We start from the raw sequence: 17,599 nt of genomic DNA on the forward strand, positions 1-17,599 counted from the left end.
CCGTGGACGTCGACGTCGTCGGAAGGGTCCTGTCGACCCTGCCGGAGGATGACGATCATCCGTACCGCACCGGGCCGTGGCGGCCGCAGACCACGGAATGGCGCGCCGACGACCTGGAGGTGGTCGGCGAGATCCCCGCCGACCTCGACGGCGTCTACCTGCGCAACACCGAGAACCCCGTGCACCCCGCCCTTGAGCGCTACCACCCGTTCGACGGCGACGGCATGGTCCACGTCGTGGGCTTCCGGGACGGCAGGGCGTTCTACCGCAACAGGTTCGTGCGCACCGACGGCCTCCTCGCCGAGGCCGAGGCGGGCGGACCGCTCTGGGCGGGCATCGCCGAGCGGCCCGCGAGGTCCCCCCGCGAGGACGGCTGGGGCGCGCGCGGCCGGATGAAGGACGCCTCGAGCACCGACGTCGTCGTGCACGCGGGAGTCGCCCTGACCAGCTTCTACCAGTGCGGCGACCTCTACCGGCTCGACCCGCTCACGCTGGAGACGCTCGGCAAGGCCGACTGGGGCGGCGGCTTCCCCTACGACTGCGGCGTCTCCGCGCACACCAAGGTCGACCCGCGCACCGGTGAGCTGCTGTTCTTCAACTACGGCACGGCCGAGCCGTACATGCACTACGGGGTCGTCGGCGCGGACGACCGGCTCAGCCACTACGTGGACATCCCGTTGCCCGGGCCGCGCCTGCCGCACGACATGGCCTTCACCGAGAACTACGCGATCCTCAACGACTGCCCGCTGTTCTGGGAGCCGGAGCTGATGGCGCGGGGTCTGTACGCGGCCAGGTTCCACCCGGAGTTGCCGACGCGCCTCGGCGTCATCCCGCGCAGGGGCGACTCCTCGCAGGTGCGGTGGTTCGAGGCGGACCCGACGTACGTGCTGCACTGGGTCAACGCGTACGAGGAGGGCGACGAGATCGTCCTCGACGGCTTCTTCCAGGGCGACCCCGAGCCGAAGGACACCGGCGAGGGCGGCCACTACCAGCGCATGTTCCGCTTCCTCGCGCTGGACCGGATGCGCACGACGCTCCACCGCTGGCGGCTGAACCTGGTGACCGGGCGGTGCCGCGAGGAGCGGCTGTCCGACTCGATCACCGAGTTCGGCGTGGTCAACAACGCCTACGGCGGCCTGAACTACCGGTACGCCTACGCGGCCACGGGGGCCGAGGGCTGGTTCCTGTTCGACGGCCTGGTCAGGCACGACCTCGTGACCGGAGGCGAGGAGCGTTTCCGCCTGCCGGAAGGCGTGTACGGCAGCGAGCCCGCGATGGCGCCGCGGACGGGCGCCTCCGCCGAGGACGACGGCTATCTTGTTACGCTGACGACCGACATGAACGAAGATCGATCCGAGTGTCTGATCTTCGACGCGGCGCGGGTGGCCGACGGTCCGGTGGCGAGGATCCGGCTGCCGGAGCGCGTCTCCAGCGGAACGCACGCCACCTGGGCGTCGGGGGACTCCATCCCCGGCTGGCGGGAGGCCGACTCACCGGTCCGGGCCCTGCGGCTCTGATGCGGGCGCGGGGGATTCCGATGACGGCCCGGTGGGCCGGGCGGCGCGTCGACGGCGGCCCGGACCGCACGAAGACGGAGACGCACGTGCTCGTCCATCCACCGGATCGGCCGACCCGGCTGCCCGCGGGCCACGCCAACGCCGTCGGCCTGACCCTGGGGCTCGTCGGCGACGAGTGGAACCTGCTCATCCTCCGGTACGCGCTGATGGGGGTGCGCAGGTACGGCGAGTGGCGAAAGGCGATGCCCATCTCGCACGCCGTGCTGACCCGCAGGCTCGCCTCGCTCACGGGCATGGCGATCCTGGAGAAGACGGGGGACGAGGCCCAGGGCAGGCGGTTCGAGTACCGGCTGACCAAGCGCGGGCGCGACCTGTGGCCCGTGCTGCTGACCATCTGGGCGTGGGAGTCGGCGTGGGTGCCCGAACACGTCGAGTCGCTGCCGCGCATGGTCCACCGCACGTGCGGCAAGGAGTTCCTGCCGATCCTGGCGTGCGCCGCCTGCGGGGAGGCGGTGCGCCCGCGCGACGTCATCGGCGGCTTCGGCCCGAGCGGGACCTGGGAGCGGTCGGTCCCCGCCGCGACGACCCGCCGGCGGTCCGGTTCCACGTCGGAGGGCGGCGCGGGGATGTTCCCCCAGACCATGGCTCTGATCGGCAACCGCTGGTCGGCGGCCATCCTGGGGGCGGCGTTCCAGGGTCTGCACCGGTTCCGCGACTTCGAGCAGCGGCTGGGCGCCCCGCCGACGATCGTCGCCGAGCGGTTGCGCTCCTTCTGCGACCTCGGCGTGTTCGAGCAGGCGCCGAGCGAGGAGCGGGCCGACTGGCTCAGCTACCACCTGACGGAGAAGGGGCGGGCCTTCTTCCCCGTGGTCATCACCACGATCGACTGGGGCCAGCGATGGTTCCAGGCGGAGGAGGGGCCCGCGCTCGTCTACACCCACCGGGGCTGCGGCCGCGCCTTCCGTGCCCAGCTGACCTGCGACGCCTGCGCGACGCCGTTGCGCGGAACAGACGTCGTGGTGGAACGCCCGGCCTGACCGGCCGGCGAGGATCCCGGCCCGTACGGCGGAGCCCGAGACCTCGGCCCGTACGGCGGAGCCCGGGGGCCGGGCTCCGCCGCGTCGGGACGGGTCAGGGGATCAGAACAGGCGTGCCTGCGGGGTCGGCAGGTCCACCCTGGCGGGGCCGTGCCAGCCGTGCTTGCCGCCGAAGCCGTGGCCGCCTGGCTTGTCGCTCACCAACGGCAGGGAAATCCTGCTCCTGGCCAGGTCGACCGTGACGTTGGTCCCGGTGGCCGTGTCACGCGAGTAGCTGGAGTCGGTGCCCGCGAGGATCACGCCCAGCCGGTGGCCCTTCTTGAAGGTGTAGTCCTGCGGCAGGGTGTTCCACGTGACCGTGGCGGACTCCCCGGCGGGCAGGGGGGACGACGTCGTCAGCGAGTCGCGGTTCTGCACGTCGATCCAGCCGCGGGCCACGATCTCCAGCGGCCGGGTCGCCACGTTGGTGGTGGTCGTCCGGTAGCAGGCGTCGTCGGCTTCCGTGCTCTCGCCGTAACAGGTCTCGTCGGTGTTGGTCGTGATGCCGCCGCCGGTCCGCCAGTCCACCCGGGCCTCCTCGCCGAAGTCGACGAGCAGCGCGGTGAGGTTGGAGGTCGGCTTGTCCAGCGAGACCTTCAGCGACACCTCGGGGGTGCCGGACATCCGCAGGTCGCCGGGGAGCTCGCCGGTCGTGAACGCGGCGCGTCCCGCCGCCGGGGTGCCCACGTCCGCGGTCATGGCGTTCTCCGACTGCCTGAGGTCGGTGAACGTCGCCGTCGTGCCCTTGTCGGCCTTGGCGAGGCCGAGGGTGCCGTCGGCGGCCGGGCGCAGCGCGACCTCGTCCGTGTGCGGGGCCGGCCAGTCCTTCTGCGTGATCCAGGTGTCGGGGCCCGCCTGGATGTCGGCCCGCGGCTCGCGCATGATGCCGTTCTGCACGCCCTGCAGCCAGTAGTCGAACCAGCGGTGCAGTGTGTCGACCCAGACGTCCCTGCGGTAGTCGAACGGGTCCACGTGCTCGTACTGCCCGAGCCAGATCTTGCGGGGCACGTTCCTGTCGCCCAGAGCGTCCCACCACGTGGAGAGGTTGTCGGTCTTGACGTTGAGGTCGTTGAGCGTGTGCACCGCGAAGACGCTGGCGCGGACCTTCCGTACGTCGGAGATCGTCCCGTGGAGGTAGTCGCGCTCCTTCCAGAACGCGTTGTAGTTGCCGGTGTCGTCCCCGGCCGCCGCGTCCAGGGCCGTGCGCACGGCCGCGCACTTGGCGTCGGGATCGGTGTCGACGGCGTTGGAGAGATAGGACGGGTAGTTGAAGTTGTAGACGACGCCGTTCATCCGCTGGTACCGGTACCACGAGCTGATGGCGTTGATCGGCACGATGGTGGTCAGCCCCTCGACCCCCGTGCCGGCCACGGCGTTGGCGAGCGTGCCGTCGTACGACTTGCCGATCATGCCGGCCTTGCCGGTGCTCCAGGTGGCCTTGACGCGGTCACCGTCGGCGTCGTAGGCATTGGCGCGGCCGTTCAGCCAGTCGATGACCGCCTTGCCGCCGAGGACGTCCGCCTTGCCGCCCATGTCCGGGCATCCGTCGGACCTGGTCGTGCCGATCATGTCCACGTTGAGCACGGCGTAGCCGCGCGGCACGAAGTAGTTGTCGTAGAACAGGGGGAACTTGAGCGGGTTTCCGTCGGCGTCGTAGGTCTTGCGCTCCGCCTCGTTGCCCCGGCCCGAGTTGTCGTAGTAAGGGCTCTCGTCGATGATCGCGGGAACCTTGAGGCCCTTGTCGGACTCCTTGGGCCGGATGATGTCGACGCGGACGCGGTCCTTCGCGCCGTCGCCGTCGCTGTCGACACTCGACTCGACGTAGACGTACTCGCGGATCGCGTCGGCGTAGGAGAAGACCGGCTGGGTGACTCCTCGCTCGACCTTGATTCTGGGCTGTGCCGACGCGTGGGCCGGTGTGGTCCCCGCGACCACGGCCAGCGCGGCTGAGAGGGCGAGAGCGGCTGAGACGCCTCGCCGACGTGAAACAAGCACGCAAATCCTCCCGGATTACCGGAAAAAGGGACGATCGCGCGCAACTCTCACCCTGCATGGAATGCCTGACAAGATCCCTTTACGGCTTGTACACCTCCTTGCGATCAGCGTGTGACATTTGGGGCAGAAGGTGCACCCTGTGTATGGGGGAAGATCACATCCGGTGATCGGGGAGACCGCGTTTCCGGGTCAGGACTGGGCCTCGCGGAGGCGGTTCTTCAGCAGCTTGCCGCTGGCGTTGCGGGGCAGTTCCCCGGCGAACGTCACGCCTCGCGGGCACTTGAAGTGGGCCAGGCGCTCGCGCGCGAAGGCCACGAGGTCCTCGGCGGTCACCTGCTCGCCGCCCGCCCGGAGCACGACCACGGCATGGGGCACCTCGCCCCACTCCTGCGAGGGCACCCCGATCACGGCGACCTCGGCCACGGACGGATGCGCGGTGAGCACGCTCTCCACCTCGGCCGGATACACGTTCTCCCCACCGCTGACGATCATGTCCTTGAGCCGGTCGTGCAGGTAGAGGTAACCGTCCTCGTCGAACGAGCCGCCGTCGCCGGTGCGCAGCCAGCCGCCGGGGAGCACGGCCGCCTCGGTCGCGGCCGGGTTGCGCCAGTAGCCCGCCATCACCTGACCGCCTCCGATGAGCACCTCGCCGCGTTCGCCGGGCGGCAGGTCGCGCATCTCGCCCGGAAGGGCCGCGGGGTCGACGACCCGGACCGGCGCGCCGTGCATCGGCCTGCCGGCGGACAGCAGCCGGCGTTCCTGCCCCGGGCCGGGCAGGTGGTCGTCCGCGCTGAGCACGGTCACGCCGCCCGTCGACTCGGTCAGGCCGTAACTCTGCAGGAACCGGCAGCCGATCGTCTCGGTCGCCCGGACGATGACCGGCAGGGGGATCGGCGAGGCGCCGTAGACGACGTATCTGAGCGCGGACCAGTCTTCGTCGGTGATGCCGTCGAGCGAGACCAGGCGCTGGATGAGCGTGGGCACGAGGACCGCGTGGGACACCCGGCGGGTGATCAGGAGGTCGCGCAGGTCCTCGGGCGCGGTCGCGTGCTCCAGGAGGATGGCCGCCCCGTTCACGGCGGCGATCAGGGCCAGGCCGAAGCCTGAGATGTGGAAGTAGGGGATCGGCGCCATCGCCACCGACGTTTCGTCGAAGTCGATCTCGTAGTGCATGGTGGCCAGCGCCCGGCCGAGGTTGCCGCCGGTCAGCATGATGCCCTTGGGCAGTCCGGTGGTCCCCGAGGTGTAGAAGATCACCGCGGGCGCGTCCGGATCGGGCCGGAACCCCGGGTCGGTCGCCGGATGACCGGCGATCCACGACTCGTACGGCGTCGCGCCGGCGACGGGCTCGGCGGTCACGACCCTGACGACGGACGGCGCCGTGGCGGACGTGAGACGTCCGTCGCCCGCGCCCAGCACGAGCACGGCGGGCTCGGCGTCGGCGAGGATCCGCGCCACCTCCTGAGGTGCGAGCCGGTTGTTCACCGCGGTGGCGATCGCGCCGATCTTGGCCGCGCCGTACAGGACCTCGAGGAACGAGGCGGCGTTGACGCCGATGTAGGCGATCCGGTCGCCCGCACGCACGCCGTCGGCCAGCAGGGCCTGGGCCACCCGGCTGGAGCGCGCGTCGAGTTCGGCGTGGGTGGTGGTCCTGCCCGGCTCGATGACGGCGGGCAGATCCGGCGTGGCCGCCGCGCGGCGGCGCACGATGTCGGCCAGCCGGTCGACGCGCGTGCCGTCGGCGTGCAGGGCGTAGGCGGCGTCCGGGCCGGTCCTGAGTGCGCTGTTCACGATGCCCCTTCGGCGGCGTACTGGGTGGTGTTCGGAGTGGTGTTCAGGGTCTCCGCGGTGCTGATGGCGCCGCCGTCGGAGGCGCCGTCGGAGGTGAAGGTGTACGGCGCGAAGACGGGCGGCTCGAAGATGCCCGGCGGGGCCGCCACGACGTCACGGATCGCTCGGATGACCGGCCCCGCGGTGACGAACTGCGCGGCGGTGGTCCGGCTGACCGGGTCGTCGGGCTCGACCAGGTTCAGCGTCATGGTGAGTCCCGGCCTGCCGGTCACGGTCACCGTCCAGTGGTCACGCCCGGCGTAGCGCGGCATGGCCGGATCCATGGTCCAGACGATGGACAGGGTGAGCACGCGCCGGCCCGCGGACAGCGCGTGCCAGCGCCACTCGGTGGCCGCGACCGTGCCCTTCCTGATGGTCCCCGCCGCCACCTCCAGGTCGCGGACGGCCGGCTCGACGTGGTGGTCGGGCTCGTAGGCGTCGACGGTGAGGCCCAGGCGCTCGGCCATGAACGCCAGCGTCTCGGTGTAGAGCCGGCCGTACAGCCGGGGTAGCTCGCCATCGCCGAGGTCGATCGCGGCGGGGTCGGAGCCCATGCCCATCACGTCGAACACGAAGTTCGGATCGGGCATCCTGCGAGCGTCGAGCACCTCGTCGATGACGATCCGGTCCAGGTCCAGGCAGACGCCGGACAGGGCGAGGGCCAGCCGTTCGCCGATGACGCCGGGGCTGATGCCCACGCCGTACAGTGTGGTGCCGCCCTCGGCGCAGGCGGCGAGGAACATGCGCTCGCGTTCTCGGCCGTGCGCGCGTGGGAAGTGGTTGCCCGCCGTGGTGATGACGTTCTTGCCGGAACGCAGCAGTGCGAGGATGTCGGCGTCGTGCGTCTCGTACGGCACCTGCAGCCGCGGCGTGTGCACGACCACGTCGGCGGGGACGGCCAGGATCTCGTCCCTGTCGCGGGTGGCGATGATCCCGGTCTCAGGTCGGCGGGCGATGTCGCCCGCGTCGCGCCCCGCCTTGTGGTCGCCGTAGACGAAGAGCCCGGCGAGCTCGAGCTCGGGCGAGTCGAGCACGGCCCGCAGGCACGTCTTGCCGATCGCGCCGGTGGCCCACTGGACGACGCGGATGGTCATGCTGTTCCTCCGATGACCTCATGAGGGAAGAGCCGGATGGTCAGCCCGGCGGTCTCGATCACGCCGGCCTCGGGCGCTCGCAGGTCGAGCGCGACCAGGCCGCGTCCGCCCCCGGTGGTCGAGGCGGGGACGAACCTGATCAGCCCGCGGCCGGCCCGCACGGCTCGGCCCCGGGCCGCGCCGCCTTCGGGGTCGCCGTCCACCGCGGACTCCTCGACGGGGAGGCCGAACAGGCGGGACCACGTCGCCGCCGTGCCGGCGGGATCGGCGACGGCCACGTCGACGGCGACCAGATCGCCCGCCCGCGCGCCCGGTGAGCGGCCCGGCGTGTCCCACGTGTCGTAGTGCCAGGCACGTCCGGGCGGCATCTCGTCCGCCTCGACGAGGACGCCGAGGTCGCCGGGGTGGAGCTGGAGGATCGCCGCTCCGGCGAGGTCCTGCCGGTGCACGATGCGCACGCCCATCGCGGCGCACCGTCCGGCGAGCGCCGCAGAGTCAGGGACACGCAACGCGACCAGGTAGCCGCCTGCTCCGTCCTCGAGGAAGCGGTGCAGGCGGGACCCGGGGCCGGAAGGGGCGACCACTTCGAGATAGGTGTCGCCGAGCGTGAACACCTCGTTCGTGATCGCCCACGCGGCGAGCTCGGGGTCGGAGAACCCCGGGACGAGCCCCAGCCGTTCCCGGATCCCGGCGTCTTCGAGGTCGTGGACCGCGACGGTGGCCTGGACGAGTTCGGGCGCGCTCATCGTCCGGTTCTCAAGGTGGGCGCGTGCAGCAGCTTCGCCAGCTGCCGTTCGTAGCGGCCGGGGTCGCGGGCCATCCGCGCCCGGGCGTCGACGGCCATCCAGTCGGTGTCGGCGACGCTCTCGCCGCGTTCCACCGCGCGCAGGCCGGCCCGCGCGACGTCGCGCGGGTCCTCCTTGCGTCCGTCGACGTGCGCGGCCATCCGGGTGTCGACCGAGCCGACGATCAGCGAGGTGACCTGCGTGCCCTGCGGTTCCAGCTCGGCCCTGGCGATGGTGCCGAGCCACAGCGCGGCGGCCTTCGACGTCGAGTACCCGCCCATGAACGGCGTCGGCACCATGCCCGCCACGGACAGCACGTTGGCGATGGCGCCGCCGCCGTTGGCCGCGAGCACCGGCGCGAACGCGCGGATCATGTTGAGCGTGCCGAAGAAGTTGACCTCCATCTCGGTCCTGGCGGCGTCCGGGTCGTCGGTCAGCACCAGGCGCCGATTGGCGAAGTGCCCCGCGTTGTTGATCAGCACGGACACGTCGGAGCAGACGCCGGCCGCGGCGGCGACCTGGCCGAGGTCGGTGACGTCGAGCCGGACCGGCACGGCTCCGGCGGCGACGTCGCCGGGGTCGCGGGCGCCCGCGTAGACCCTGGCCGCCCCCCGAGCCAGCAACTCCTCGACGAACGCCCTGCCGATGCCCCTGTTCCCGCCGGTGACCAGTGCGGCCCGTCCCGCCAGCTCGATCATCAGGCCACCCCTCCGTACACGGGGTCGTCCGGATGCTTGCCGCCGCGTACGAGCACGGCCGGGTCGGGGGCGAGCATGCCGAAGATCCACGTCTCGCTGGCGGGTGCGTCGTGGTTCCACTCCCACACGAGCGTGCGGTGGGCGATGCCCCACCGGTCCTCGCGCCGTTCGAACCTGTCGATGATGCGGGCGCCGACGAACGAGTGGCCGGGGCCGTCCGGAGTGCGCACCCGCGTGAACGTCGTCACGTACGACTCGGCCTGGGCGATGTCCGGGTCGTCGCCCAGGTCGATCAGCACGTTGGTCATGCAGTGCATGGTCCGGCCCCGCGGGTGGGTCACCACCGGGGCGACGCTCGCGACGTAGTCGGCGGCGCTTCCGCTGAAAACGCCGCCGTGGTCCTCGGTCGCCCCGGGGAGGTAACAGGCGGCGACGCCCTCGATGTCACCCCGGTCGACCGCGCGCAGATAGCGCGCCAGCACCTCGTAGATGTCCTGTTTGTCGAGCAGCTCCCGCAACCGGTCCGGCATGCCCGGCCTCCTCACCGTCTCCGCCTCACGATGTGGCCGTCTCTTCGTCCGGGGGAGCGGCCGACGGGACGGGCCCGGCATCACGCTACAACTAAGAGAGTTACACGGGCCAGGGCCGATCGCGGACGAGTTTCGGGCGGGCAACGACCCGTTGACGCATTCACTCTGTCTGCTGTAGTAACGCTGTGACCGGCAACACAGTGCCGGCAGCCGTACGGAACTCACAGGGGAGCGACGTCGGGATGCACAGAACGCGCAGAGGCACTGCCGCGACGGCGAGCGCCGGCGTCAGAGGGGGCCACCGGTGACCCGGGGACTGCACACGCCGGAGCGGGTCGAGGAGTACACCCGCCTGGGCTGGTGGAGCGACGAGACGATGGACGGCCTGTTCCGCGTCCGGGTCGGCGCGGAGCCCGACCGGCTCGCCCTCGTCGACCCGCGCAACAAGGACGACCTGCTCGGTCTCCCGCCGCGGCGGCTCACCTGGCGGGAGCTCGAATCCGAGGTGAACCGCCTCGCCGCCGTCCTCCTGCGACACGGGCTCGGCGCGGGCGACGTCATCGGCGTGCAACTCCCCAACACCGTCGAACTGGTCACCGTCTACCTGGCGTGCTGGCGTCTCGGGATGGTGGTCTCGCCGCTGCCGGTGCAGTACCGCGAGCACGAGGTCACCGAGCTGGGAGCCCTCGCCGGGTTCGCGGCGTTCGTCACCGTCGCGGCGTTCGGCGAGCGCCGCCCGGCCGACGAGGTCCGCGCCGCTCTGCCCGGCCTGGACACCGTCCTCGCGTACGGCGAGGCGCTGGACGCCGAGCTGGCCGGGACGGACCCCGGCGAGGCGCGCCGGCTCGTCGAGGACCACGCGGCCGCGCATCCGGCGGACCCGAACGACTGCGTCACCATCTGCTGGACGTCGGGGACGGAGAGCACGCCAAAGGGCGTGCCGCGCACCCACTACGACTGGCTGGCGATGAGCTGGGCCACAGTGGACGCACCCCGGCTCACCGGCGACGACGTGCTGCTCAATCCGTTCCCCATGGTGAACATGGCGGGGATCAACGGGATGTTCCTGCCGTGGCTGCGGGTGGGCGGCGTGCTGGTCCAGCATCATCCGTTCGACCTGCCCACCTTCCTGGCGCAGATCGCCGAGGAACGCGCGACGTACACCGTGGCGCCGCCGGCCCTGCTGTCGCTGCTGCTGGCGCGCACGGACCTGCTGGCCCGGGCCGACGTCTCCTCGCTCCGCCTGATCGGGTCCGGCTCCGCGCCGCTGCCGCCCTCGATGGTGAAGGGCTGGCAGGACGTCCACGGGATCGGCATCGTGAACTTCTTCGGCTCGAACGAGGGGATCGCGCTGCTGACCGACCCCCACGACGTGCCCGACCCCGAGCAGCGCGCCCGCTACTTCCCCCGGTACGGCGCGCCGGGCGTGACGTGGAGTTCGCGGATCGCCCGCCAGGTGTCGGTCAGGCTCGTCGACCCGGACACCGGCGAGGAGGTCACCGAGCCGGGCCGCCCCGGGGAGCTGCGGCTCAAGGGCCCGACGGTCTTCGCCGGCTACCTGAAGGGCGAGCGCCTGCCCGACCCGTTCGACGAGCAGGGCTACCTGAGGACCGGTGACGTCTTCGTCATCGACGGAGAGCGCGGGGAGTTCCTCCGGTACGTCGACAGGGCCAAGGACCTCATCATCCGCGGCGGCATGAACATCGCCCCCGCGGAGATCGAGGGACTGCTCTCGGGCCATCCAGGGGTCGCGGACGTCGCGGTCGTCGGGTATCCGGACGAGGTGCTCGGGGAGCGGGTCTGCGCGGTCGTCGTGCCGAAGGAAGGCGCCGAGGTCACCCTCGACGACCTGCTCGGGCACCTGCGCGCGGCCAGGATCGCCTCCTACAAGCTGCCCGAACGGCTGGAGGTGCGGGCCGTGCTGCCGCGCAACCCGGTCGGGAAGGTCCTCAAGCGCGAACTCCGCCGTGAGATCGCCTGACACCCCCCACACACAGCGGAGGAGACGAGATGGACGACGCCGCGCGCCTGCAGGTGGCCCGCGACATGGTCGAGGCGTGGAACACCATGGACTGGGAGCGGGTCGTGGAGCTCTTCGCCCCGGACGGCGTGCTCCACAGCGTGATGCAGGACCCCATCGTCGGCCATGACGCGATCCGTGCGCGACTGGCCGCGCTCACGGACGGGCTCGAGCGGATCACGCTGGAGATCAAGGCGATGGGCGTCGTCGACGGCCGCGTCTTCATCGAACGGCGGGACGTGTTCGACCTGAAGGGCCATCACGGCGAGGTGCCCGCCGTCGGCGTGCTGTCCGTTGAGGACGGACACGTGACCGAGTGGCTGGAGTACTACGACCGGCCCACGCTGCTGCGCGGCATGGGGCTGACCGCCGACTTCGCGCACTGATGGCTGCTCGACACACCTCTGCCCCGTTGCTTCGCACGGCAGGCCGCCCGTAATTCTCGATTGCTCCAGCTCCGCTACTTGGCCTTGTTCATGGGAAGGTCAAGCCATGTTTCGCCGAATCCTCACTGCCCTGGCACAGCCACATTCGAACCCGCACCTTTCGGCAGAGGAAGATGCCTGCGCTTACGGAGCACAACTCCTCAGTGAAGCGCGAGAGGAACTGAACAGAGCGGACGCCAAGGCCCAAGTGCTACTAGGAATCGTCGGCCTCGGACTTGGCGCCACCGCAGGTGGACTGTTCGCCGGCAGTTGGTCGCCCTTCTCACTCTCGAACGAAGTCGAGTGGCTGTGGTGGATCGGCTCTGGTGCAGCGCTCTTGGCGCTTCTGTGCCTAGCGGGCGCCGTCTATCCGCGCACGAGGAGATGGGGCGCCGTGAACCATGGAACCGTGACCTACTGGGCGGACATCTCACTACATGACACGACCGAGGAAATCGCCGAAGCACTCCGGAGATCACGTACGCGGGACCTCGCGAGGGTGTCTGATCAACTCCGTCTGGTGTCGGGTATCGTCCGGCGCAAGTACCGCCTCGTCCGGTGGGGCTTCTGGCTGCTATTGCTCGCACTGGTGGCGACGCTCATGGCTGTATCGATCAACAACCTGATCCGCTGACCTGGCGTTCGACAACGGATCGAGGTTCGGGCAAAGGGGACAAACGCTCAATTATCCTCTCTGTGAGTTGTCAAAGCGTGGCAATCAACGTATGGATAAGCCTATGAGCAGGCGTCCACGACCGACTCTTTACGCTTCGACTCTCGACGGGGTCGACACCAGCGTTCTACGGCTACGGCGAGGGGCAGCGCGTGAATCAGATACCAGTAGACGTCTCCAGACGACGACTTCCGCCATATCGTGGATTAGTCGCCGTGGACTGTGTCAAATTCAGTAAGAATCGTAGCGTCCACCTGCCCGATCTAAGCGCCGCCATACCCGAAATACTGCAAATTGCGCTAACCCGGTGCGGACTGCCCCAGGTCTGGGAGCAACGAAAATTCCCCCAGACCACAGGGGATGGATATATCTTCGGGACCAAAACGAAATACGTTCCAGACTTGGTTGATCAATTAGTACCGCGTCTACAGGACGTGCTCCATGAGCTAGCCCCGAACCTGCGCGCCAGGGAACGTAACCTTGATCTGCGACTACGGGTCAGCATTCATATCGGTCCCGTACATGATGAAGGTGATGCACTACGGGACCGAATCAGTGAGCCGACTATATATGTATGCAGATTGCTGGATTCCGCACCACTTAGGGAGGCGTTAAGGCGGAGCCAGCCCGACGTGACTCTGGTCGGTGCGATTATCTCTCAGCGCGTCTACGAGGATGTCGTGCAGGGTGGATACACCCAACTGCACGAAACGGAATTCGAACCTGTCACCGCAGAAGTCCACGATAAAGGCTTCGCTCAATCGGCGTGGTTATACGTACCGCGCCGCTCTCATCACGCCACAGACTCAGAACCAGTCCGGCGAACCACGGCACAAAAGTCATCTGAGCCGACACCGGCCGCCACGTCAGCTGTTTTTCATGGCAACGTGGGGCAGAATATCACTGCTAATCAGATTAGCGACGGAGTCCATCTCGATCTCCCAGAATGGTTCTTTGACTCTCGTCGATCGAAGGAGCAGGAGTCGTGATAGATGCTGACGCACCTTCCGCATCGGAGGACGCACGCGAGCCTGAGACAGTATCGGATCCCGAAGTAGCCGAAACTGAGAGAAGAAAGGACGGAGACACCCCTGATGATGAGCGTCATGAGTCTGACTTAGCGCCGGAAGAACCCTTGCTCTCGAAGGCAATCTTTCGGGAAGCTATAGGAGCCGCTTTTGTCGGCTCTCGCATCGACAATGTAAACCTGGGCGAGGCGCGAAAGAACGTCGCGACTCGAGTGCTACATGCCGATGTTCTGCAGGAAATGAGTGATACTTACGTTCGCATAGACCGGAACGGTTCGGACAAGGCAAGTGAGGTAGAGAATCTCCTCCGCAGAAATAGATTTGTCGTCCTTTCTGGAGATGCAGGGACTGGTCGACTCATAACTGCAGTTAACGCAATACAAGCCACGCATCTACATCCCGTACAAATCATTCTCGATCAAGACGCTCTCGATCGATCTTTAATCGCCAAGAATGGACAAGGCCATCTAATAGATCTTGGTGAGATTGAGGATGGAGCTGTTTCGAAGCTTTCTAAAGTGCTCCGAGACTACGTAGCACGCATAAGGGCCGCTTCATCCTGCCTTGTCGTTATTGCGACGCCTCGGGAATGTCGTCTTCTCGATCCCGATGATGATGCGGTGGTGCCAATGATCGGGCCAAGCGCACAGTCGGTATTGCGATCCCACCTTACATGCGCCGTCTCAAGGTGGTATGCAGATCAATTTTCCGACCACCCAAAAGTGAAGGAGGCCCTTCAGGGAGTCACCACACGAGAGGCCGTACGTCTCGCCATTCTGGCCAAGAAAAAGGCAATAAGGACCGATCGTATACCTCTAGAAGTGATCGAAGAGGTCCTTGCTGAATTTTCTGACCGGGCAAGCGCTGATCTGAGAAACGCGTTCAATGATTCTAATGCTAGAAAATCCGATTATGATCGGGCGCTGCTGCTTGCTGTGGCAGCCTTAGAAGGAGCGCGGGTAGATGCCGTGTTCTCCGCTACGGAACGGCTAGTCGAGCTGCTAGAAATTGAAATCTATCCTGGTCGTGGTCAGTTTGGCTCAGGCGTATCTGAGTTACTTGCCTCAATCGATGCAGAGCTAATCGACGACACAATTCGTTTTCGTAGATCCGATTACGCCATGCCTGTTCTCGACTACATTTGGAAAGACCACGTCTATTTGCGCAAGCATCTGTACTCATGGCTCGTCGCCTTGGGTGCCGATATCGATAATGACCAGATAGGAACCGTGCTACTGAACCTGGCAGAGTCTCATGGCTCCCCAGATTTGATAGTAAATGCTGTAACGAATTGGGCGGGCAAGCGGTCGAGTCGAGTACGAGCCGTACAGCTCCTAGATAATGCGGCGTTGAGTACTGAGGTGGGGCGGAGCATTCGACATTCTTTATATGTGTGGTCAATCGCACCGTCAACACCCGAGGAAGTCCAGGTTGCAGTTGCAGAGGTCTGCGGCGGGCGACTGGGGATATTTTTCCCAGGTATAGCATTGACGCGGTTACGGCACCTAGCAGGTCGTGACTCTCTCAAAGTCAGAGGAACTGTGTGCGCAGCCCTCGCCGAACTAGGAAGACATGACGATCTACGTGAGCCTGTCCTTTGGGAGGTTGTGGATTGGACCAGAAGTGCGCTTGACCGTCAAACAACGGGAGCTCTTGCCTTCGCTACTCTGGCTAGTATTCGCACAGATGACGGATTTGTACTTATTCCCGACTCATCTACAAACGAGGATTTCATCGATCTACTCGCTCAGGGGTGGCGAGCCACGCTTCGGAACTCGGACACTGTGGCTGGCGCTTCCGATATCGCAACTGCATGGATAGAGTCCGCAGCCCAAGCTCAAGCGTCAAATAGCGTTATCGTTGAAATCTTCGCGATGGCATGCAAGAGCAGTTATGATGTCGGGATTATTGTTCCTCTCGTCCGGCGGTGGGCGCTCGAGTTTAACCAACCGTCGGAGCTTCCTCGCGAGCTAATTTACGATGCGCTGCTTGTCAAATTAGGCGAGCTGCGACCTGGCCTATGGAGCCGGCTGTCGCGCGATGTATATCGGGAAATGTAGGAGGGCTATGGGCCTGTTGGCGTGGATCAAAAGGCTGCTGATTCCGACATACGAGAGAACTTCCCTGCACTATCGTCATCAGACCAGCTTCACTGTACGCTCCCTCCCAAGTTCTTTGCCGAAAGCCTATTTTGAGGCTTCATTTGATCTTACATGGACGATAGCGGCTGACAGCCAGCCTCCAAGTATAGAGGAGACATACAAGGTAAACCGTCGCATTCGCGATATTCTGGAGCGCGTGACCAGCGGATTCTCAGTCCATTCGGTAGAGGAAGTGCAGGGCGAGGTTGAGATGGCCGTTTATAGAAATTCGCCCGGCATTGATCATCGTTTGGCGTCTGTGCAGGTTAAGCTTTGGGTAGACGAGAAGACGAAAACCTACGCCGAAGAATTCGAGAAGGTGTTGCGCGATAATGCATTAACTGAAGCGGTTTTTGAGATGAAGGCGCGTCAAGCGCGCTACGTACGCGATCATCTTCTCTCTGACGCTCAAATCGCTCGACTATGGTGGTTGGACGGAAGAGCCGATAAACTGCCAGAACTGCTCAAGATGGGTAGTAATTTTGAGCAAGTTGTTGGATTGATTCATGATGGTATGGGATCGATCCCTGCTCCAGGGGAAGCCCTGATGATCGAGCGTATCGCTGAGCTAATAAAGGACTTCCTTGGGCCCTTAAGCGCTCAACATAGGGAGATTTTACTCAGCCAGCTGGGGCACTTTTTCAACGGCTATGAGCGCGAGGATCTTGCCAATAGCTTGAGCAGTCTGAATGGTAATTCCGCGGACACTAATTAGGATTTGACCGGACAGTGCTGTGGGCGCAACGGTCTTATACAGGGTTGACCCCCCCACAGAGTCAGCTTCCCTGCTTCGCAGTTCTCCGGGGCAGGCTCTTCGGGAGGGACGGCGGTGGACCCGATGGAGTAGGGGGGTACTCATGACCGGCACGCCCACCTGCCGGTCATATGAGGACATGGATGAACACCTGCCCGTCGAGCCGCGACCTGCGCCGGACCCGTCACCCGACGATCCGCCCCAGGACTTCGCGGAACCCGACTACGACGAGATGGATCGCGAGGTGGCGCACGATGCCGCGACCCAGTGAACTGCTGAAGGAGATGACCCGGTACCTCGGGTACCGGGAGCCCGCGAACATGAGGACCGTCTTCGGAGCCTCCTACCGCGAACGCAAGGACCTGCGGCCGGCGGACCCCTGGGACAAGGGCGCGTGGTGCGACATGTTCATCGCCCAGTGCGCGTTGGCCGCGGGCGGCAAGGACATGCTCGCCGCGGTCGGCGACTTCGCCTGGACCGTGGCCCACGCCCAGTGGTTCAAGGACGACGACCGGTGGCACAAGGGGACTGCCGGGATCCGCCCCGGCGACATCGTCTTCTTCGACTGGTCGGGCGGCGGCGGGATCGACGCCATCGACCACGTCGCCACCGTCGAGAAGGTCCGCTCGGCACGCGACATCCAGACGATCGACGGCAACATCGGCGACGCCTGCGTGCGCAACCGGCGCACGGACGCCTTCGTGGTGGGCTACGGCCGCCCGGCGTACGACGGGAAGCCGTCCGTCCCGAATCTCTCGCTCACCGCCGTCCTGGCCGAACTGGGAGACGCACCCGGATTCCCCGGCACCGTCAAGCAGGGGCAGAGGGGCGCCAACGTGCGGCGCGTCCAGGAGAAGCTCCGCCGCCGGCGGTTCCCGCTCGGGCCGGCCGGGGTGGACGCCGACTTCGGCCCGGACACCAAGGCGGCCGTCAGGAGCTTCCAGACCGGCCAGAGCCTCGACCCGACGGGGGCCGTGGACAAGCGGACGTGGGTGGCCCTGTGGGAGGCCAGGCTCACGCCCTGACCGCGCGG

Annotated in this window: 16 protein-coding genes; 10 read left to right on the forward strand and 6 right to left on the reverse strand. The window is 66.8% G+C overall.

What is annotated here, in order from left to right; all coding sequences use genetic code 11:
- Positions 1-2: 2 nt before the first annotated feature.
- Complete coding sequence (locus Pka01_RS17370) at positions 3-1,517, forward strand: carotenoid oxygenase family protein (RefSeq protein WP_203883818.1); 1,515 nt, start codon at positions 3-5, stop codon at positions 1,515-1,517.
- Between the two features lie 20 nt (positions 1,518-1,537).
- Positions 1,538-2,554: a winged helix-turn-helix transcriptional regulator gene (locus tag Pka01_RS17375; RefSeq protein WP_203883819.1), complete on the forward strand. Its 1,017-nt coding sequence runs from the start codon at positions 1,538-1,540 to the stop codon at positions 2,552-2,554.
- A gap of 102 nt (positions 2,555-2,656) precedes the next feature.
- Here Pka01_RS17375 and Pka01_RS17380 read toward each other — a convergent pair whose 3' ends face one another.
- The 6 genes from Pka01_RS17380 to Pka01_RS17405 form a co-directional block, all read right to left on the reverse strand.
- Complete coding sequence (locus Pka01_RS17380; RefSeq protein ID WP_203883820.1) at positions 2,657-4,588, reverse strand: Xaa-Pro dipeptidyl-peptidase; 1,932 nt, start codon at positions 4,586-4,588, stop codon at positions 2,657-2,659.
- 189 nt (positions 4,589-4,777) lie between these two features.
- Positions 4,778-6,379 (reverse strand): AMP-binding protein, encoded by a 1,602-nt coding sequence (locus Pka01_RS17385; RefSeq protein WP_203883821.1) that lies wholly within the window; start codon positions 6,377-6,379, stop codon positions 4,778-4,780.
- On the reverse strand, positions 6,376-7,512 hold the full coding sequence (locus Pka01_RS17390; RefSeq protein ID WP_203883822.1) for an NAD(P)H-dependent amine dehydrogenase family protein: 1,137 nt from the start codon (positions 7,510-7,512) through the stop codon (positions 6,376-6,378). Before Pka01_RS17390 ends, Pka01_RS17385 begins: the two co-directional genes overlap by 4 nt.
- Positions 7,509-8,258, reverse strand: coding sequence for a VOC family protein (locus tag Pka01_RS17395; RefSeq protein ID WP_203883823.1), 750 nt, complete (start codon positions 8,256-8,258; stop codon positions 7,509-7,511). Before Pka01_RS17395 ends, Pka01_RS17390 begins: the two co-directional genes overlap by 4 nt.
- Entirely contained in the window at positions 8,255-8,995 is a 741-nt protein-coding gene (locus Pka01_RS17400; protein WP_203883824.1) for an SDR family oxidoreductase, read from the reverse strand. The genes Pka01_RS17395 and Pka01_RS17400 overlap by 4 nt, the downstream gene beginning before the upstream one ends.
- A complete protein-coding gene (locus Pka01_RS17405; protein WP_203883825.1) occupies positions 8,995-9,525 on the reverse strand; it encodes a nuclear transport factor 2 family protein in 531 nt (176 codons plus the stop codon). Before Pka01_RS17405 ends, Pka01_RS17400 begins: the two co-directional genes overlap by 1 nt.
- Before the next feature lie 304 nt (positions 9,526-9,829).
- Here Pka01_RS17405 and Pka01_RS17410 point away from each other — a divergent pair, with 304 nt between their 5' ends.
- The 8 genes from Pka01_RS17410 (at position 9,830) to Pka01_RS17440 (ending at position 17,591) form a co-directional block, all read left to right on the forward strand.
- Entirely contained in the window at positions 9,830-11,506 is a 1,677-nt protein-coding gene (locus Pka01_RS17410) for a class I adenylate-forming enzyme family protein (protein ID WP_239115073.1), read from the forward strand.
- A 29-nt stretch (positions 11,507-11,535) separates the two neighbouring features.
- Complete coding sequence (locus Pka01_RS17415) at positions 11,536-11,931, forward strand: nuclear transport factor 2 family protein (RefSeq protein ID WP_203883826.1); 396 nt, start codon at positions 11,536-11,538, stop codon at positions 11,929-11,931.
- 106 nt (positions 11,932-12,037) lie between these two features.
- Positions 12,038-12,604 carry a Pycsar system effector family protein gene (locus tag Pka01_RS17420; RefSeq protein WP_203883827.1) on the forward strand — a complete coding sequence of 189 codons (567 nt, stop codon included), beginning with the start codon at positions 12,038-12,040 and terminating at the stop codon, positions 12,602-12,604.
- Positions 12,605-13,275: 671 nt separating this feature from the next.
- Complete coding sequence (locus Pka01_RS17425) at positions 13,276-13,632, forward strand: hypothetical protein (RefSeq protein ID WP_203883828.1); 357 nt, start codon at positions 13,276-13,278, stop codon at positions 13,630-13,632.
- Complete coding sequence (locus Pka01_RS17430; RefSeq protein WP_203883829.1) at positions 13,629-15,731, forward strand: hypothetical protein; 2,103 nt, start codon at positions 13,629-13,631, stop codon at positions 15,729-15,731. The genes Pka01_RS17425 and Pka01_RS17430 overlap by 4 nt, the downstream gene beginning before the upstream one ends.
- A 7-nt stretch (positions 15,732-15,738) precedes the next feature.
- Entirely contained in the window at positions 15,739-16,527 is a 789-nt protein-coding gene (locus tag Pka01_RS17435; protein WP_203883830.1) for a ferredoxin reductase domain-containing protein, read from the forward strand.
- Between the two features lie 178 nt (positions 16,528-16,705).
- Complete coding sequence (locus tag Pka01_RS41265) at positions 16,706-16,837, forward strand: hypothetical protein (protein WP_275414472.1); 132 nt, start codon at positions 16,706-16,708, stop codon at positions 16,835-16,837.
- Positions 16,821-17,591: a peptidoglycan-binding protein gene (locus tag Pka01_RS17440; RefSeq protein WP_203883831.1), complete on the forward strand. Its 771-nt coding sequence runs from the start codon at positions 16,821-16,823 to the stop codon at positions 17,589-17,591. Before Pka01_RS41265 ends, Pka01_RS17440 begins: the two co-directional genes overlap by 17 nt.
- The last annotated feature ends 8 nt before the right edge of the window (positions 17,592-17,599 follow it).

It is taken from the genome of Planotetraspora kaengkrachanensis, assembly GCF_016862895.1.
Lineage (GTDB): Bacteria > Actinomycetota > Actinomycetes > Streptosporangiales > Streptosporangiaceae > Planotetraspora > Planotetraspora kaengkrachanensis.